The organism is Streptomyces sp. NPDC111656, from assembly GCF_055656965.1.
Map to the genome: position 1 here is coordinate 98,696 of NZ_JBVKCA010000003.1, position 15,554 is coordinate 114,249.

Genomic DNA, 15,554 nt, shown 5'->3' on the forward strand with positions numbered 1-15,554 from the left:
CGACTACAAGTGCAAGAGGCAGCAGGCACAGACAGAGCATCCGTGCCGCTTGCGCAACCCTTCTCGCCGCGATGCTCGCGGACTTCTTCTCGTTCAACTGTCTCTCATATCGTCCGTGGTCAAGCGGGAGTCACGCGGGAGACGACCGGGCAGGCGACGACGGGGACGGTTAGCCGGTGGTCCGGGGACCGCCCCTGCGAAAGCCGTATCCGGTTACGTCAGCTGGCGGGTGCGAGTTGGATCTCGTTGTGGAGGCCCTTGGTGTCGACGGCGGGGAAGAGGCTGACGTGGCCGTCGTTCCAGCGGACGATGACGTCGTCGGCGGTGGTGCTGGCGGTGAAGGCGCCGGCGGTGACGACGGTGGCATCGGCCCAGTTGGACTTGGCGGGACGGATCTTGATCTCGCCAGGCAGGGCCTTGGCGGTCATGCCGGAGTAGATGGTGGTCTCGCCGTCGATCCAGCGCACCAGCAGGTCGTCGGTCTTCTTTCCGGTGAAGGAGCCGGTGGTGAGCTGGGTGGCGTAGGTCCAGGTGGTGTTCTTGGCGACGGTCTGGGTCTGCTTCTTCAGCCCGTTGGCGGCCAGGTGGCTGAAGACGGAGACGTGGCCGTCCTTCCAGTCCACCAGCAGGTCGTCACGGCGGCCGCCCGGCGTGAAGCGGCCCCCGGCCAGCAGCCGCGCGTCGTCCTTCCAGGTGTCGTTCTTCGGCGGGGCGAGCTGCTTCTCACCGTGGAAGCCCTTGGCGTCCACGGTGGGGTACAGGGTCATCTCCCCGTCGACCCAGCGCACCACGAGCCCGTCCGTGCCGCCGCCGGTATTGACACTGGTCACGGAGACAGCCTTGGTCCAGATGCTCTTCTCGGGCTGCAGCTGGTGTTCGGCTGTGAAGGGGTGGGCGGGATCGGTGCCGTCGCCGCCCTGGTAGAGGGTGACTTCACCGTCGTCCCACACGACAACCATGTCCATACGGCGGGTACCGCCCGCGGAGTCGCCGGTGTAGTAACCGGCCGTCATCTGCACGGTGTGCTTCCACGGGGCTGCCGCGAAGGTGGTGCTGTAGGAGACCTGCTGAACCCAGCCGGCCAGGTCGTCGGCGCGGGCAACTACGGCACCGGTACGGGTCTCGGCAGGGTCGGTACCCAGACAACCGCCCTGCCACGAGGAGCTGTTGACACCGACGATCGCCGTGTGGCCGCCTGCCGTGCTCAGCAGGGGGCCGCCGGTGTCGCCCTTGCAGATCGCCGCGCCGTCGGACTTGGCGGCCAGGTCGAGGGTGGTGCGGCCGGTGTTCTGGACGGTGTAGGCGGCCGAGTGGACCTGATCGGGTACCCACTCGTCGTGCGTACGGCCGTAGCCCGCGGCCTGGACCTCGTCCCCGGTGGCGGGCGCGGTGCCCGTCACCGGGACGGGGGTGATGCCGGTGACGGGCTTGGCCAGTTGGGCCATGACCACGTCACGGTCGGTGCGCGGCACCAGGTTGACCACCTGCTGGGCGCTGCTGCCGAGGGTGGCGGTGGTCTTCAGCTTCGGCGCGCCGGGGGTGAGAGCGGTGCCGGGGGTGACGGTGAAGCAGCTCGCGGCGGTCAGCAGCCACTGCGGGGCGACCAGGGTGGCCGAACAGCCGTGCTGGCCGCCGATGTCGAGGCGCGCGGTGGTGGCGGAGACGGCGTCAGAAGCCTGCGGGCCCGATACGGCCATCGCGGGGGTGGTGGTCAGCGCTGCGGCCAGCGATGTGGCGGCGATCAGGCCGCTGGTCCACGCGGTGTGCGGACGAAAGCCAGACATGATGGTTCCTCGTTGTCATGCGAGATCGAAAGGGGAGAGGCGGGCAGGCCGGTCAGCCGGTGACCCGCAGTTCCAGCAGGACGGCCGGTGCGCCGCCGGCGGCTCCCTCACCCACGCTTTGGTAGCCGTTCTTGCCCACGGTCACTGTCTTGGCCGGTGCCGAGGGATCAGCCTGGGGCCTCAGATCGGCGCTGATGGGGTGGTCCGTGGTCTCCAGGGCGAAGACACGCGGCAGTTCGAGGCTGAGGTAGCCGCTCTTCGCACTCGCCTTGAAGCAGTAGGCGCTCTGGGGGTTGCCACTGGGGCCCTGCACGGTCAGGACCTTGATCTGCCGGCCCGAGTCGTCGCACGTGGCGAGAGTGATGTGCCCGTCGCCCTTGATCAGCTTGATGCCCGCCTCCTGCTGGATCTGATCCGCGTTCGGGTAGGCGTAGTCCTCCACGGCGGACGGCGGCCTGTCCCCCGTAGGGCCGCCCGTCGGCTGTGGGTCGGCGGAGGCGAGCATCGGAGTGCCCGCGAGCGCCAAGATGACAGCTGCTCCCGCGACGGGAAGCATCCTGCGAATACGAGAAGTCACCCGAATTCCTTTCCAGGCACGGGTGACGGCATGACGAATCACCTGCGGCCCCCGCACACAGACGTAAAGCAAAAATAAATGGTCGAGCGAGACTCTAAAACAACGTCAGTTATGGAGACAATGTGACCATCGCCATGGAGAATTCATGGAACCTGCACAGTCATCTCACAGCAGGGCGGGTGCGTAACGCCTCGAACGTCGCAAAATGCACACAGAAGCGCCCGTCGTTCCAGCGGTTCCGGCCGGACGGTGCCGCACACCGCTCATTGCTGTTTCACGTTGCATCAGTTTAGCGAATTCTTACCCAAATTTAGGGAAGTAGAAGGAACGGAACGCGTCGTCGCGGGAGTCCCCCCAGCTGTTACGGGTGGGGCGTCACGGAATTCTTCACCCCGGCGGTCGCGAATCGTAATGGGGACGGCGATTGTCGCTGGCTGGTATGTCACACAGGAGCCCGTACGCCACCGACTCGATCTGCCCTTTGCTCCGGTATAGGCATCACCGGTTGTCCGCGCAGCTCAACCCTGAGGTGCGTACACGCGCGACGAGTCCTTCTGTCGGCGGGGTAGCCAGCTCGTCGGCGATGCTGATGAAGACGCGCAGCGCGGCCATCTGGCCCGGGCGTAGCGTCACCAGTTGCTCTTCGGGGCCTGGTTCGGCCCCTAGACGGGTGCGTGCGTACACGACGGCGTCGCCTCCGCAAGGGGTGAGGCGGGCTGCCCAGCGGATGGGCCGTGCGTCTTGGGTGGAGAGTTCGGCGCGGGTCTCGTGGTTTACCAGCTCGGAGAGTCCTACGCGGACCGCGGATTCCACGCTCTGCTTAAGACCGTGTCCTACGTGGCAAGGGGGACGAGCCGCCTGTAGCAGCAAAGGGCGGCGGCGAGTCCGAGAAATCCCAGGTAGTTGTGGGCATTCCGCTCGTATCGGGGGCTGAGGCGGCGGTAGTCGGAGAGCCAGGACATGGTCCGCTCGATGACCCAGCGGTGGCGCCCTACTCGTGGGCTGGACTCGATGCCTTTACGGGCGATGCGTACGCCGATGCGCTTCCACCGCAGCCATCTGCACAGGTCAGGTCGGTCGTAGGCTACCCCGCCCCATACCAAGTATGGGACCGCCTCACCACCTAGGACACGGTCTTAGGGGCGCGGGGAGCTGCGCGGCCAGCCCCCACCCGCCCCGAGGCCGAAGAACGCCCCCCTCGGGGGGAGGCCGGAGCCCCCAAGTGAGGATGGGTCGGGTAGGGGCGGCGGGGGCGAGGGAACGGCGGGTCAGCCCTTCAGGTCGGGGAGGGCGAGGTCGGACAGGCGGGCGGGGTCGGCGAGGATGTACATCTCGACGATGCGGCCGTCGGTGATGGTGACGCCCATGACGGATAGGGGGCCACCTTCGGGGGCCGTGACGACGCCGATCGCCCCGTTGACCAGCGCGAGCCGGGAGAACTCCGCGAACTGGCGGAACATGAGGGCCTGTTGGGCGACGCTGGTCGCACCGTGGACCACCTTGGACGCCGCCGCCCCGCCGACGAGCACACCGGAGTCGACGCGGAGCACGACATCGGGATGGAGGACGGACACCAGCGCCTCGAAGTCCCCGGCACGCGAGGCCGCGAGGAAGGCCTCGAGGGCCAGTTTCTGCCGGGCGGGATCGAGCTCGGGCTCCGGCGCGGCAGCGCCCCGTACCCGCCGCCGCGCCCGACTCGCCAGCTGCCGCGTCGCGGCCGATGAGCGGCCCACGACGGGCGCGATGTCGTCGAAGGGCACCTCGAACATGTCGTGCAGGACGAACGCGAGGCGCTCGGCGGGTTCCAGTGTCTCCAGGACCACCAGCAGGGCCAGGCCCACCGAGTCGGCGAGCAGCACCTCCTGCTCGGGATCGATCCGCTCCAGGGGGCTGACCAGCGGGTCGGGGACATAGGTGTCCAGCGGCTCCTCGCGGCGCGCGGCACGCGTACGCAGCAGGTCCAGGCAGACCCGGCCGACCACCGTGGTCAGCCAGCCCGCGAGGTTCCTGATCTCGCCGACGTCCGTGCGGCCGAGCTTCAGCCACACCTCCTGGACCGCGTCGTCCGCCTCGCTCAGCGAGCCGAGCATCCGGTACGCCACCGCCCTCAGGCGACCGCGGTGCTCCTGGAACCGATCCGCAAGGTGTTCGAGGAGTTCGTCGTCGTCCATCGCGTTGCCCTCTCCCCCGAACGGCGCCCGGTCAGACCTCGTCGCGCGACAGCGCCAGCAACCGGTCCAGGACGCGCGACCCCCCGGCCCGTACACCGTCGTGCTCGAACTCGTCGGTCACCCAGGTCCGCAGACCACCGATGGCACGGGCCGTGCGCAGGGAGTGCTCCGGGTCGACGTACATGTCGTCGTGGTAGACCGCCGCGGCCACCGGCACCTCGTTGGCGGCGAGGCGGGCGGGGTCGTACAGCGGCCGCCAGTCGGTGCGTGCGGCGAGTTCCTCGGCGGTCTCGCGGAGGGGACGCAGCGCGGGGTCGGTGTCGAACACCCAGGGGTGCACGGACTCGCCGGTGAACAGCAGCGGTCCCTCGTCCGCGAGGGCCTTCGCCGCGTCGAACTGGGGGAACTCGGCGCGCACCCGCTCGGCGGACCAGGCGGTCGGCCGGTCGTCCTGGGCGTAGCAGGCCTCGTGGACGAGCGCGTACAGGGGGTGACCGGCGTACGAGAGGAGGCCCTGTACCTCCTCCTGGAAGGCGTCGGAGAGGGCCGGGCCCTGCGGGGTGCGGACGAAGGCCTCCTCCAGGAGGTAGTGCAGCCGGTGGCTGCCCTCGCCACTTCCGAGGAGGATGCCGAGGGACTGGAAGGCCTCGACGGTCAGGCGGTAGCCGTTGCTCAGGACGGTCTCGTGGCGGAGGAGGTGTTCGGCGATCTGCCGGGCCCGCTCGATGTTCTGGGGGTAACGCGCGTAGTGTGCCGCGACCTTGCGTTCGATACGGGGGTACGCGGCCCGGTAGACGTCGTCCGCGTGCGCGTCGAGGGAGGGCAGGCCGCCGGTGATGAGGGCCGCGCGCAGACCCTCGGGGGCGGTCGAGAGGTAGTGCACGACGCAGAAGCCGCCGAAGCTCTGGCCGAGTACGGTCCAGGGGTCCCCGCCGGTGAGCCGGGGACGGATGGCCTCGCAGTCGCGGACGATGGAGTCGGCGCGGAAGCGCGCGAGGTAGTCGGCCTGCGCGCCGGGGCCGCCGCGCAGCGGCAGCGTCTGGCGATTGGCGGGCGTGGAGTGACCGGTGCCGCGCTGGTCGAGCAGCAGCACCCGGAACTCCTTCAGCGCGCGGCCGAGCCAGGCCTGCTTGCCGACGAAGCGGTTGGCGCCGAAGCCGGGGCCGCCTTGGAGGTAGACCATCCAGGGGAGATCCTGGTGCGCCTTGTCGCTCGCGACGACCTCGCGGGCGAACAGTTCGATGCTCTCCCCCGCCGGATCGTCGTGGTCGAGGGGCACGGTGAAACGGTGGTCGGTGAGGACGACACCGGGCTGGCGGTAGCTGACGGTCAACAGGGCTCCCGAGACGTACGGATCCAGGCTGCGTCCCAGTTGAGCACATGATCGCCGACCGGCCGAGACCGGGGATCAAGAAAGTCGTACTGAATGGTCGCTCAGCAGGCCAGGCGCGCGGACCGGGCCGCGCGTCAGCGCGCCGACAGACTGGAGCGGCGCACGACCAGCTCCGGCTGGAGCACCACGCGCCGGTGTTCGTGCGGCGTGGGTGCCGTCTCGGCCTCCGTCTCCTCCAGCAGCAGTTCGGCGGCGAGGGCGCCCATGGTCATGGCGGGCTGCCGTACGGAGGTGAGCGGGACGGCCGCGGCGGCGGCGAACTCGATGTCGTCGTAGCCGACGATCGCGAGGTCGTCGGGGACGCCGACGCCCGCCGCGTACATGGCCTGCAGGACGCCGAGCGCGAGCAGGTCGTTGGCGCAGAAGACGGCGGTCGGGCGCTCGGCGAGGCCCAGCAGCCGGGCGCCCGCGTCGCGGCCCGCGGCCACGTCGAGGCGATGGGTGGGCAGCTCCCGCATCGCGGTGGGTGGGAGGCCCGCCTCGGCCAGCGCGTTCAGGGCGCCCACGCGGCGGTCCCTGACCTGGTTGAGGCCGGGCGGCCCACTGACGTACGCGATCGATCGATGGCCCGCGTCGACCAGATGCCGTACGGCCAGCGCGCCGCCCGCCACGTCGTCGACCGAGACCGAGCACTCGGTGGTGCCCTCGGCGACCCGGTCGACCAGCACGAAGGGGATGCCGTTGCGGCGGAACGTCGCGATGTTGCGCCCGGTCGCGTCGGCGGGCGTCAGCAGCACGCCGCGTACCCGCTGCTCGGCGAAGAGCGACAGATAGTCGGCCTCCTCGCTGGCACTCTGCGCGCTGTTGCAGACCATCACGCCGAGCCCGGCGTCCCGCGCGGCGCGCTCGGCGCCGCGGGCGACGTCCACGAAGAAGGGGTTGCCCATGTCGAGGACGAGCAGGCCCATGATCCGGCTGCGTCCGGCCCGCAGCTGGCGCGCGGACTCACTGCGGACATAGCCGAGCCGGTCTATCGCCGACTGGACACGGGCCCGGGTCTCGGAGGCGACGCTGTCCGGGCGGTTGATGACGTTCGAGACCGTGCCCACGGAGACTCCGGCGGCGCGGGCGACGTCCTTGATACCCACCGACTGTGCCATCAGGCAGGAACCTCCAGGGGGACGAGAAGCGGCGGGCGGGCCTTCACATTACCCGCGAGTCCGCCGACTGTGCTGGTCATGCGGGCAGCCGGAAATCGACGACGTGGAGCGCCGAGGGCGTGGTCCCGCTGGACTTCTCCTGGTACATGACCGACAGCGTCCCGTCCTGTGAGACGCGGGTCTCGTCGATGACCACCTCGCCGAACGCGTCGAGGCCGCTGCCGTCGTACAGGAGCTTCCAGTCCGTGTACCCGGAGGACTTCGAGGCGCCCGCGATCCTGCCGAAGGGCATGATCGCGTAGGCGTTGTCGTACGTGTCCAGGATCAGCTTCGTGCGCTGGCTCGAGCCGAGGGCGATCGGGATCTCGGTCTTGGTCCAGCTGCCCGAGGTGTTCTTGCGGAGGTGGAAGGCGCGGCCGTTGTTCGTCCGGTCGGTGACGTAGTTCGTGGTGCACTGGCCGAAGCGCCCGGGCACATAGCTGATGATCGCGTGCGGCAGGCCGGTGGAGTCGGTGGCCTGGCTCTCCTGGTTCATCAGGGAGTGGTCGGGGTTGAGCGCGTCGACGACGAGTCCGGCGTCGGTGACACCCACCGTGTCGGAGCCGCCCGTGGTGCCGACGAGGGTGCCCGCGTCGTTGCGCCAGGTGCGGCCGCGGTCGGTCGAGTACACGTAGCCGGTGTCGTGGTTGGTGATGCCGCCGCTGTTGCACATCACCGCGCCGTTCTGCTCGCGCCAGGTGAAGAAGGAGTGCAGGCGTCCGTTGACGTCGTAGTCGATGCCGTGCAGGTACATGTTGCGGGCGGTGCTCGAGCCGTGCTCGCTGGTGTACGTGCCGGTCGAGCCGGACCACTCCCCGAGAGCGGTCCAGGACGAGCCGTCGTACTCCGCGAGGGCGTTGCGCCCGTTTCCGGAGATGCCCACGCGGTAGCTCAGCTGGAGCTTGCCGTCGGGCGTGGAGACGAACTGGGGGTAGGTGAACTGCGTGGTGAGCGCGAGGCCGTCCAGCGAGGTCTGTACGGCTCCGAAGACGGCGGAGGTCCAGGCGGTGGAGGCGGGGTTGTCGAGCAGCCCGGCCACCGACTTCACGTAGAAGAAGCCGTCGCTGTGGGAGTCCATGTTGAGGTGCAGCCGGCCGTCGGTCTTGGACACGCCCATGGAGATCACGTTGTGCGAGTCGGAGCTCTTGAGCCGATGGGCGAGGGTGACCGTCGACCAACCGGACGCGCCGAGCGCCCGGCGGGCGACGACCGCGCTGCGGTCGATGGTGTACCAGACGGCGTACTGGTAGCCCTTGTAGGTCAACAGACCGTTCTTCTGGAACGAGTTGTTGTTGACCAGGCCGTCGTACGACACGAAGAACAGGGCCTGGGCGTCGAGTTGGGTGCTGCCGGTGAGGGAGACCGAGGGGCCGGGGTCCGCCGCGCGCGCCGTACCGGCGCCTGCCACACCGGTCAGCAGGGCGGTGGCCAGCAGGGTGCGTCTCTTCATGTCCGGACTCCTGGGTAGGGCTTCGCGCGGGTGTCGGCGGGTGACGGCGGGTGACGGGCGGGGTGACGGGGGTGCCAGGCAGGTGTCAGGCGAGGTGGAAGACCTCGGTGAGGGGCTTCATGGCCTCGTCGGGTCTGGCGCCGTCCAGCGATTCGAAGAACGGCGCCATCTCCGCCTGCCAACGGGCATTGATGTCGGTGGCTTCCATGCCGGCCTGCGCGGCCGCGAAGTCCTCGGTCTCCAAGTAGCCGACCAGCAGGCCGTCCTCGCGCAAAAAGAGCGAGTAGTTGTGCCAGCCGGTGGCCGAGAGCGCGTCGAGCATCTCGGGCCACACGGCGGCGTGGCGCTCGCGGTACTCGTCGAGGCGGTCCGCACGGACCTTCAGCAGGAAGCACACACGCTGCATCAAGGGACCCCCGGATCCTAGAAGTTGAACTGGTCGATGTTCTTGGCGTCGAAGACGGTCGGCTTGCCCAGGTTGATCACGCCGTCCTTGCCGATGGTGAACGAGCCCATGTCACCGGCCTTGAAGGTCTCGCCCTCGGCACCGGTGATCTGTCCCGAGGCGAGCGCCACGGCCGTCCGCGCGGCAAGCTCACCGAGCTTCGCCGGGTTCCACAGCTCGAAGGCATCGACGGTGCCGTTCTTGACGTACTTGCGCATGTCGTTGGGGGTGCCGAGACCGGTCAGCTTGACCTTGCCCTTGTACTTGGATCCGGACAGGTACTGGGCCGCGGCCTTGATGCCGACCGTGGTCGGGGAGATGATCCCCTTGAGGTTCGGGTGCTCCTGGAGGAGACCCTGGGTCTGCTGGAAGGACTGCTGGGCGTCGTCGTTGCCGTAGGCGACCTTGACCAGCTTGACGTCCTTGTACTTGGGGTCCTTCAGCTCGTCCTTCATGAAGTCGATCCAGGTGTTCTGGTTCGTCGCGGTCTGCGCGGCGGACAGGATCGCTATCTCGCCCTTGTAGCCGATCTGCTCGGCGAGCAGCTGGACTTCGGTGCGGCCCAGGTCCTCGGCACTGGCCTGCGAGACGAAGGCGTTGCGGCACTCGGGGTTGGTGTCGGAGTCGTAGGTGACGACCTTGATCTTGTTGCTCATGGCCTGCTTGAGCGCGGTGCACAGGGCGCCCGGGTCCTGCGCGGAGACTGCCATCGCGTTGACCTGCTGCTGGGTGAGCGTGTTGACGTAACTCACCTGGCCGGAGGTGTCGGTGGCGCTGCTGGGGCCGACCTCCTTGTACTTGGAGCCCAGCTCTGTCAGCGCCGTTTCGCCGCCCTTGTCCGCGGAGGTGAAGTAGGGGTTGTTGACCGCCTTGGGCAGGAAACCGACCGTGAGGCCCTTCTTGAGGGCGGCGTTCGGGTCCGCCTTGCCGCCGGTGACGGCCGAGCCGGTGTTCTCGGCCTTGACATCCTTCTTGGTGGTGCCGCCGCAGGCAGTCGCGGCGAGAGTGAGAGACGTGACGGCGGCGAGGGCCGCGCAGGCACGACGGAGGGATGACTTGCGCATGGCATGGGGTCCTTTGATACGAGGGTGAGCGGGAGCGCCCCTTCAGGGGCGCGGGGAACTGCGCGACCAGCCACATCGGGGCCCGCAGACGCAGAACGACCTATCCAGTGGAGCGAGCCGCGGCCCTTGCCACAGCGACTTGCTGAGCAACCCGAGGGCCAAGCACGGAGACAACGAGCAGAACGCCGGTGACGACGATCTGCGACTGCGCGGAGACGTTCAGCAGACTCATCACGTTCTGCAGCGCCCCGAGCAGAAAGACACCCGCGATCGCACCTCCCAACGTGCCCTTGCCGCCGTCGAAGTCGATGCCGCCGAGCAGGACGGCGGCGACGACGGAGAGTTCGAGGCCGTTGGCGTTGTCGTAGCGGGCGCTGGCGTAGTGCAGGGCCCAGAAGATGCCGGTGAGCGAGGCCATGAAGCCGGTGGCGACGAAGAGGATCAGCTTCTGCCGCTTGACGCGGATGCCGGCGAACCGGGCGGCCTCCTCGTTGGCGCCGACCGCGAAGGCCGAGCGCCCGAACGGGGTGGCGTGCAGCACCACCACGGCGATCGCGAGGAGCACGAGGAAGGGCAGGAATGCCTGCGGGATGAAGGTGTTCCCGATGCGCCCGGACGCGAAGTCCTGGTACTGGGTGGGGAAGTCGGTCACCGCGTCCGAGCCGAGCACGATCTGCGCGATGCCCCGGTAGGCGGCGAGCGTGCCGATGGTGACGGCGAGGGACGGCAGCCCGAGCCGCGTCACCAGCAGGCCGTTGACCAGTCCGCACACCACTCCGAGGAGCAGGCAGATCGGGATGATCGTCTCGATCGCCATGCCCTGGTTCCACAGGGCGCCCATCACCGAGCCGGACAGACCGGCCGTGGAGGCGACCGAGAGGTCGATCTCCCCGGCCACCACGAGCAGGGTCATGGGCAGCGCGATCAGCGCGATGGGCAGTGTGTTGCCGATCAGGAACGACAGGTTGAGGGCGTTGCCGAAGCCGTCGACGAAGCCGAAGGAGAACAGCAGCAGGACGATGAGGAGGGCGCCGACGACCGTGTCCCAGCGGACGGCGCGCGCGAGGGACGAGTCAGCCATGGCGGGCGTTCCTCTTCTTCAGTGCGGAGGCCACGCGCAGCGCGACGATCCGGTCGACCGCGATGGCGAGGATGAGCAGGATGCCGTTGATGGCGAGCACCCAGACGGAGCTGACGCCGAGGGCGGGCAGCACACTGTTGATGGAGGTCAGCAGCAGCGCGCCGAGCGCGGCGCCGTAGACGCTGCCGGAGCCGCCGGTGAAGACGACACCGCCGACCACGACCGCGCTGACGACGGTGAGTTCGTATCCGGTGCCGGTGCCGGAGTCGACGTTGCCGAACCGGGCGAGGTACAGGGCGCCCGCGAGTCCGGCGAGACCGCCGCACACGACGTACGCGGTGAGGATCCGCTTGCGGACGGGGATGCCGGCGAGCCGGGCGGCCTCCGGGTTGGAGCCCAGCGCGTACAGCTCGCGGCCGCTGCCGAAGTGTTTGAGGTAGTACGCGGTGACCAGCAGGACCGCCAGCGCTATCAGCGCGAGGTACGGGACCGCGGAGATGCCGCCGGAGCCGAAGTCGACGAAGCCGCCGGGGAGGTCGGCCGCGGTGATCTGGCGGGAGCCGACCCAGATGGAGTCGACGCCGCGGATGATGTAGAGCGTGCCGAGGGTGACGACCAGCGCGGGCACCTGGCCGAGGCTGACCAACAGCCCGTTGACCAGTCCGCAGCCGATGCCGAGCAGGACGGCCAGGAAGACCGCGACGACAGGATTTCCGCCGCCGTGCAGATAGGTGCCGGCGGCGAACGCGCTGATGCCGAGGGTGGAGCCGACCGACAGGTCGACGTTCCGGGTGATCACGACCAGCGACTGACCGGTGGCGACCAGCACCAGGATCGTCGCGTTCAACAGCAGGTCCTTGATGCCCTGTTCGGACAGGAACTCGCTGTTGCCCATCTGGGTGATGGCGATCATCACCAGGAAGACGACCAGGATGGCGAGTTCACGCATCTTGAAGACACGGTCCACCAGCCGGGTGCCACTCGACTTGGGCACCTCGGCGGCGGGCGCGGGATTGGGTGCGGTCACCGTCATGCCGTCCTCCTTTCGTTTGCTTCTCCGCCCGCGCGGCGCAGAGGTGCGGGCATCGTGCTCGTCTGCGGCCCCGCGGCCGCGCGCGCCTCGCTCACGCGGCCCTCCGGGGGTTGTTCGGGGCCTGGCTGACGACCGTCGTAGTGAACGGAACGGCCCCCTGGGGGAAGGCGGGTGTGGCGCGGGCGGCCGAACCGGCGGCTCCGAACTCCCCAGCGGCGGCCCGCTCAACGTTCTCGGGGGCGAACCGACCGCCCACCCCGGCCGCTGCCGGTACCGCCGGTGCTGCGTCGAGGGTGGCGCGCCCGGTGGCCGTCACGCGGCAACCCTCCCCGTCGCGGCGGCCATCACGGTCTCCTCGGTGGCTTCGGAGCGGGGTATCTCGGCGGTGAGCCGGCCCTCGTGCATCACCAGCACGCGGTCGGCCATGCCGAGGATCTCGGGCAGGTCGGAGGAGATCATCAGGACGGCCACCCCGTCGGCGGCCAACTCGGAGAGCAGCCGGTGCACTTCGGCCTTCGTGCCCACGTCGATGCCCCGAGTGGGCTCGTCGACGATCAGCACCTTGGGGCCGGTGGCGAGCCACTTGGCGAGGACGACCTTCTGCTGGTTGCCGCCCGAGAGCGTGTTGACCGTGTCGGCGATCCGGGCGTACTTCACCTGGAGCTTGACCGCCCAGTCGAGCGAGCGGCTGCGCTCGGCGCCGCGGTCCACCAGCCCCGCCTTCACGGTCGTACGCAGCCCGGTGAGCCCGATGTTGCGCTCGATGGACATGTTCATCACCAGTCCCTGGGCGCGCCGGTCCTCGGGGACGAGGGCGAGCCCCGCGGCCATGGCCGTGGAGGGCGCCCCGTTCGTCAGCGACTTCCCGTCGACCTCGACCTCTCCGGCGTCCCAGCGGTCGACCCCGAAGACGGCCCGGGCGACCTCCGTACGCCCGGCGCCGACGAGTCCGGCGAGACCGACGATCTCGCCGCGCCGCACGTCGAAGGAGACGTCGGTGAAGACGCCCTCGCGGGTCAGCCGGCGCACGCTCAGGGCGACTTCGCCCGCCTCGACGTCCTGCTTGGGGTAGAGCTCGTCGAGGTCGCGGCCGACCATCCGGCGTACGAGGTCGTCCTCCGCCATGCCGTCGAGGGGCTCGCTGGAGATCAGGGCGCCGTCGCGCAGGGTCGTGACCCGCCGGCAGATCTGGAAGATCTCCTCCAGACGGTGCGAGATGAACAGCACCGCCGAGCCCTGCTCGCGCAGGGTGCGCACGACACCGAAGAGGCGGGCCACCTCGCTGCCGGTCAGGGCGGCGGTCGGCTCGTCCATGATCAGGACACGGGCGTCGAAGGAGAGCGCCTTGGCGATCTCGACGATCTGCTGGTCGGCGATGGACAGTCCGCGCGCCGGGCGGTCGGGGTCGAGTTCGACACCGAGTCGCTTCATCAGGGCGGCGGTCGCCTCGTGGGTGGCCTTGTGGTCGATACGGCCGAGGGCGCGTCGGGGCTGGCGGCCCATGAAGATGTTCTCCGCGATCGACAGGTCGGGGAAGAGGGTGGGCTCCTGATAGATCACCGCGATGCCCGCGTCGCGGGCGTCGGCGGGACCGTGGAAGACGGTGGGCTCACCGTCCAGCAGCACCCGACCGGCGTCCGGTCGGTGCACGCCGGCGAGCGTCTTGATGAGGGTCGACTTGCCCGCGCCGTTCTCACCGGCGAGAGCGTGCACCTCGCCGGGGAACAGTTCCAGGGACACGTCCCGCAGGGCGCGTACCGCGCCGAAGGACTTGGAAATGTCCTCCAGCGCCAGTACGGGGGCCGGACCCGCGTCGGACCGGTGGGTCATGTGAGCTCCTCAACGACGCGGGCGGCGAGGCCTCACGACGTCGTGAAAGGTTTCAACTAGGTTGCCGGGACGTTAGGCAGGTAGCCCAGGTCACGTCAATGGGTGCGGGTCGAAATTTTCGATAGCCGATGGTCACAACCGAGTCACGAAGGGCGGTCTTCATCCAGGGGCTTGACACGACTTCGGACGGCTCATAGCTTCGGCGTTCTGAATCGTTTCAGATCGTTTCAGGCGGAAGAGCTGTTCCGATCAGGCAGAAGTGCAGTTCGGACCCGACTCCACAAGTCGTTCGAAACCGAAGCCACACCCGAAGTCACAGGAGCCCCGAAGTGACCGAACTTGCCGCGGTGAAGACCGCCCTCAAGACCCAGGCAGTAGAGACGCCCTCGTGGGCGTACGGGAACTCGGGAACCCGCTTCAAGGTGTTCGCGCAGCCCGGAGTCCCGCGCAATCCGCGCGAGAAACTGGACGACGCCGCCCAGGTGCACGCCTTCACGGGGGCCGCGCCGACCGTCGCGCTGCACATCCCCTGGGACAAGGTCGACGATTATGGGGCGCTGGCGAAGTACGCGCAGGAGCGCGGCCTGAAGTTGGGCGCGATCAACTCCAACACCTTCCAGGACGACGACTACAGGCTCGGTTCGATCTGCCACCCGGACGCCGCCGTCCGCCGGAAGGCCCTCGATCACCTGCTCGAGTGCGTGGACATCATGGACGCGACGGGTTCGAAGGACCTGAAACTCTGGTTCGCCGACGGTACGAACTATCCCGGTCAGGACGACATCCGTGAGCGCCAGGACCGGCTGGCCGAGGGCCTGGCCCAGGTCTACGAGCGACTCGGGGACGACCAGCGGATGCTGCTGGAGTACAAGTTCTTCGAGCCCGCCTTCTACATGACGGACGTCCCGGACTGGGGCACGGCGTACGCGCACTGCCTCAAGCTCGGCCCGAAGGCGCAGGTCGTCGTCGACACCGGGCACCACGCGCCCGGCACCAACATCGAGTTCATCGTCGCGACGCTGCTGCGCGAGGGGAAGCTCGGCGCGTTCGACTTCAACTCGCGGTTCTACGCCGACGACGACCTGATGGTCGGTGCGGCCGATCCCTTCCAGCTGTTCCGGATCATGTACGAGGTGATCCGCGGCGGTGGCTTCACGCCGGACGTCGCCTTCATGCTCGACCAGTGCCACAACATCGAGGCGAAGATCCCCGCGATCATTCGTTCCGTGATGAACGTGCAGGAGGCGACGGCGAAGGCGCTGCTCGTGGACGGTGCGGCGCTGGCCGACACGCAGCGTACCGGGGATGTGCTCGCGGCCAACGCGGTGATCATGGACGCGTACAACACCGATGTGCGGCCGTTGCTGGGTGAGGTGCGCGAGGAGCTGGGGTTGGATGCGGATCCCGTCTCGGCGTACCGCCGATCCGGGTGGGGGGAGAAGATCGCGGTGGAGCGGGTGGGTGGGCAGCAGGCGGGGTGGGGGGCGTGAGGGGCTGAATCTCGTCTGCCTGGTTCGGTTTGTCGCAGGCTGCGGGCCGTATGTGGCTGGTCGCGCAGTTCCCCGCGCCCCTGAGGGGCGCGCCGCA

Annotated in this window: 14 protein-coding genes and 1 pseudogene; 1 reads left to right on the plus strand and 14 read right to left on the minus strand. The window is 68.9% G+C overall.

Annotated elements, in window-relative coordinates; genetic code table 11:
* Nucleotides 1-218: 218 nt before the first annotated feature.
* The 14 genes and pseudogenes from ACZ7M3_RS10745 to ACZ7M3_RS10810 all read right to left on the minus strand — a co-directional run bounded on the left by ACZ7M3_RS10745 (nucleotide 219) and on the right by ACZ7M3_RS10810 (nucleotide 13,967).
* Nucleotides 219-1,784 (minus strand): trypsin-like serine protease, encoded by a 1,566-nt coding sequence (locus tag ACZ7M3_RS10745; protein WP_472062365.1) that lies wholly within the window; start codon nucleotides 1,782-1,784, stop codon nucleotides 219-221.
* 52 nt (nucleotides 1,785-1,836) lie between these two features.
* Nucleotides 1,837-2,361, minus strand: a complete 525-nt coding sequence (locus ACZ7M3_RS10750; RefSeq protein ID WP_472062367.1) for a hypothetical protein — start codon at nucleotides 2,359-2,361, stop codon at nucleotides 1,837-1,839.
* 498 nt (nucleotides 2,362-2,859) lie between these two features.
* Nucleotides 2,860-2,994 (minus strand): hypothetical protein, encoded by a 135-nt coding sequence (locus ACZ7M3_RS10755; protein WP_472062369.1) that lies wholly within the window; start codon nucleotides 2,992-2,994, stop codon nucleotides 2,860-2,862.
* Between the two features lie 200 nt (nucleotides 2,995-3,194).
* Nucleotides 3,195-3,446, minus strand: a pseudogene (locus ACZ7M3_RS10760) (transposase); the annotation flags it as partial.
* A 183-nt stretch (nucleotides 3,447-3,629) separates the two neighbouring features.
* Nucleotides 3,630-4,532: an RNA polymerase sigma factor SigJ gene (gene sigJ, locus ACZ7M3_RS10765; RefSeq protein WP_472062371.1), complete on the minus strand. Its 903-nt coding sequence runs from the start codon at nucleotides 4,530-4,532 to the stop codon at nucleotides 3,630-3,632.
* Nucleotides 4,533-4,563: 31 nt separating this feature from the next.
* Nucleotides 4,564-5,865 carry an alpha/beta fold hydrolase gene (locus ACZ7M3_RS10770; RefSeq protein ID WP_472062373.1) on the minus strand — a complete coding sequence of 434 codons (1,302 nt, stop codon included), beginning with the start codon at nucleotides 5,863-5,865 and terminating at the stop codon, nucleotides 4,564-4,566.
* Between the two features lie 134 nt (nucleotides 5,866-5,999).
* Nucleotides 6,000-7,025, minus strand: a complete 1,026-nt coding sequence (locus ACZ7M3_RS10775; protein WP_351295888.1) for a LacI family DNA-binding transcriptional regulator — start codon at nucleotides 7,023-7,025, stop codon at nucleotides 6,000-6,002.
* A gap of 76 nt (nucleotides 7,026-7,101) precedes the next feature.
* Entirely contained in the window at nucleotides 7,102-8,514 is a 1,413-nt protein-coding gene (locus tag ACZ7M3_RS10780) for a BNR repeat-containing protein (protein ID WP_472062375.1), read from the minus strand.
* Between the two features lie 85 nt (nucleotides 8,515-8,599).
* Nucleotides 8,600-8,920: an L-rhamnose mutarotase gene (locus ACZ7M3_RS10785; RefSeq protein WP_060899292.1), complete on the minus strand. Its 321-nt coding sequence runs from the start codon at nucleotides 8,918-8,920 to the stop codon at nucleotides 8,600-8,602.
* A gap of 17 nt (nucleotides 8,921-8,937) precedes the next feature.
* Entirely contained in the window at nucleotides 8,938-10,023 is a 1,086-nt protein-coding gene (rhaS, locus tag ACZ7M3_RS10790) for a rhamnose ABC transporter substrate-binding protein (RefSeq protein ID WP_472062377.1), read from the minus strand.
* Between the two features lie 100 nt (nucleotides 10,024-10,123).
* Nucleotides 10,124-11,104 (minus strand): ABC transporter permease, encoded by a 981-nt coding sequence (locus tag ACZ7M3_RS10795; protein ID WP_382010929.1) that lies wholly within the window; start codon nucleotides 11,102-11,104, stop codon nucleotides 10,124-10,126.
* Complete coding sequence (locus ACZ7M3_RS10800; RefSeq protein ID WP_067360344.1) at nucleotides 11,097-12,137, minus strand: ABC transporter permease; 1,041 nt, start codon at nucleotides 12,135-12,137, stop codon at nucleotides 11,097-11,099. Before ACZ7M3_RS10800 ends, ACZ7M3_RS10795 begins: the two co-directional genes overlap by 8 nt.
* 91 nt (nucleotides 12,138-12,228) lie before the next feature.
* Nucleotides 12,229-12,453, minus strand: a complete 225-nt coding sequence (locus ACZ7M3_RS10805) for a hypothetical protein (RefSeq protein WP_472062379.1) — start codon at nucleotides 12,451-12,453, stop codon at nucleotides 12,229-12,231.
* Nucleotides 12,450-13,967 (minus strand): sugar ABC transporter ATP-binding protein, encoded by a 1,518-nt coding sequence (locus ACZ7M3_RS10810; RefSeq protein WP_472062381.1) that lies wholly within the window; start codon nucleotides 13,965-13,967, stop codon nucleotides 12,450-12,452. Before ACZ7M3_RS10810 ends, ACZ7M3_RS10805 begins: the two co-directional genes overlap by 4 nt.
* A 329-nt stretch (nucleotides 13,968-14,296) precedes the next feature.
* On the opposite strand from ACZ7M3_RS10810, the gene rhaI reads away from it, so the two are divergent.
* Nucleotides 14,297-15,457: an L-rhamnose isomerase gene (rhaI, locus tag ACZ7M3_RS10815; protein ID WP_472062383.1), complete on the plus strand. Its 1,161-nt coding sequence runs from the start codon at nucleotides 14,297-14,299 to the stop codon at nucleotides 15,455-15,457.
* Nucleotides 15,458-15,554: the final 97 nt, after the last annotated feature.

Coding starts and splice junctions, on each gene's coding strand:
- ACZ7M3_RS10800 (WP_067360344.1), bottom strand. CDS start 12,137: ATGACGGTGACCGCACCCAATCCCGCGCCCGCCGCCGAGGTGCCCAAG.
- ACZ7M3_RS10745 (WP_472062365.1), bottom strand. CDS start 1,784: ATGTCTGGCTTTCGTCCGCACACCGCGTGGACCAGCGGCCTGATCGCC.
- sigJ (WP_472062371.1), bottom strand. CDS start 4,532: ATGGACGACGACGAACTCCTCGAACACCTTGCGGATCGGTTCCAGGAG.
- ACZ7M3_RS10810 (WP_472062381.1), bottom strand. CDS start 13,967: ATGACCCACCGGTCCGACGCGGGTCCGGCCCCCGTACTGGCGCTGGAG.
- ACZ7M3_RS10795 (WP_382010929.1), bottom strand. CDS start 11,104: ATGGCTGACTCGTCCCTCGCGCGCGCCGTCCGCTGGGACACGGTCGTC.
- ACZ7M3_RS10775 (WP_351295888.1), bottom strand. CDS start 7,025: ATGGCACAGTCGGTGGGTATCAAGGACGTCGCCCGCGCCGCCGGAGTC.
- ACZ7M3_RS10780 (WP_472062375.1), bottom strand. CDS start 8,514: ATGAAGAGACGCACCCTGCTGGCCACCGCCCTGCTGACCGGTGTGGCA.
- rhaS (WP_472062377.1), bottom strand. CDS start 10,023: ATGCGCAAGTCATCCCTCCGTCGTGCCTGCGCGGCCCTCGCCGCCGTC.
- ACZ7M3_RS10785 (WP_060899292.1), bottom strand. CDS start 8,920: ATGCAGCGTGTGTGCTTCCTGCTGAAGGTCCGTGCGGACCGCCTCGAC.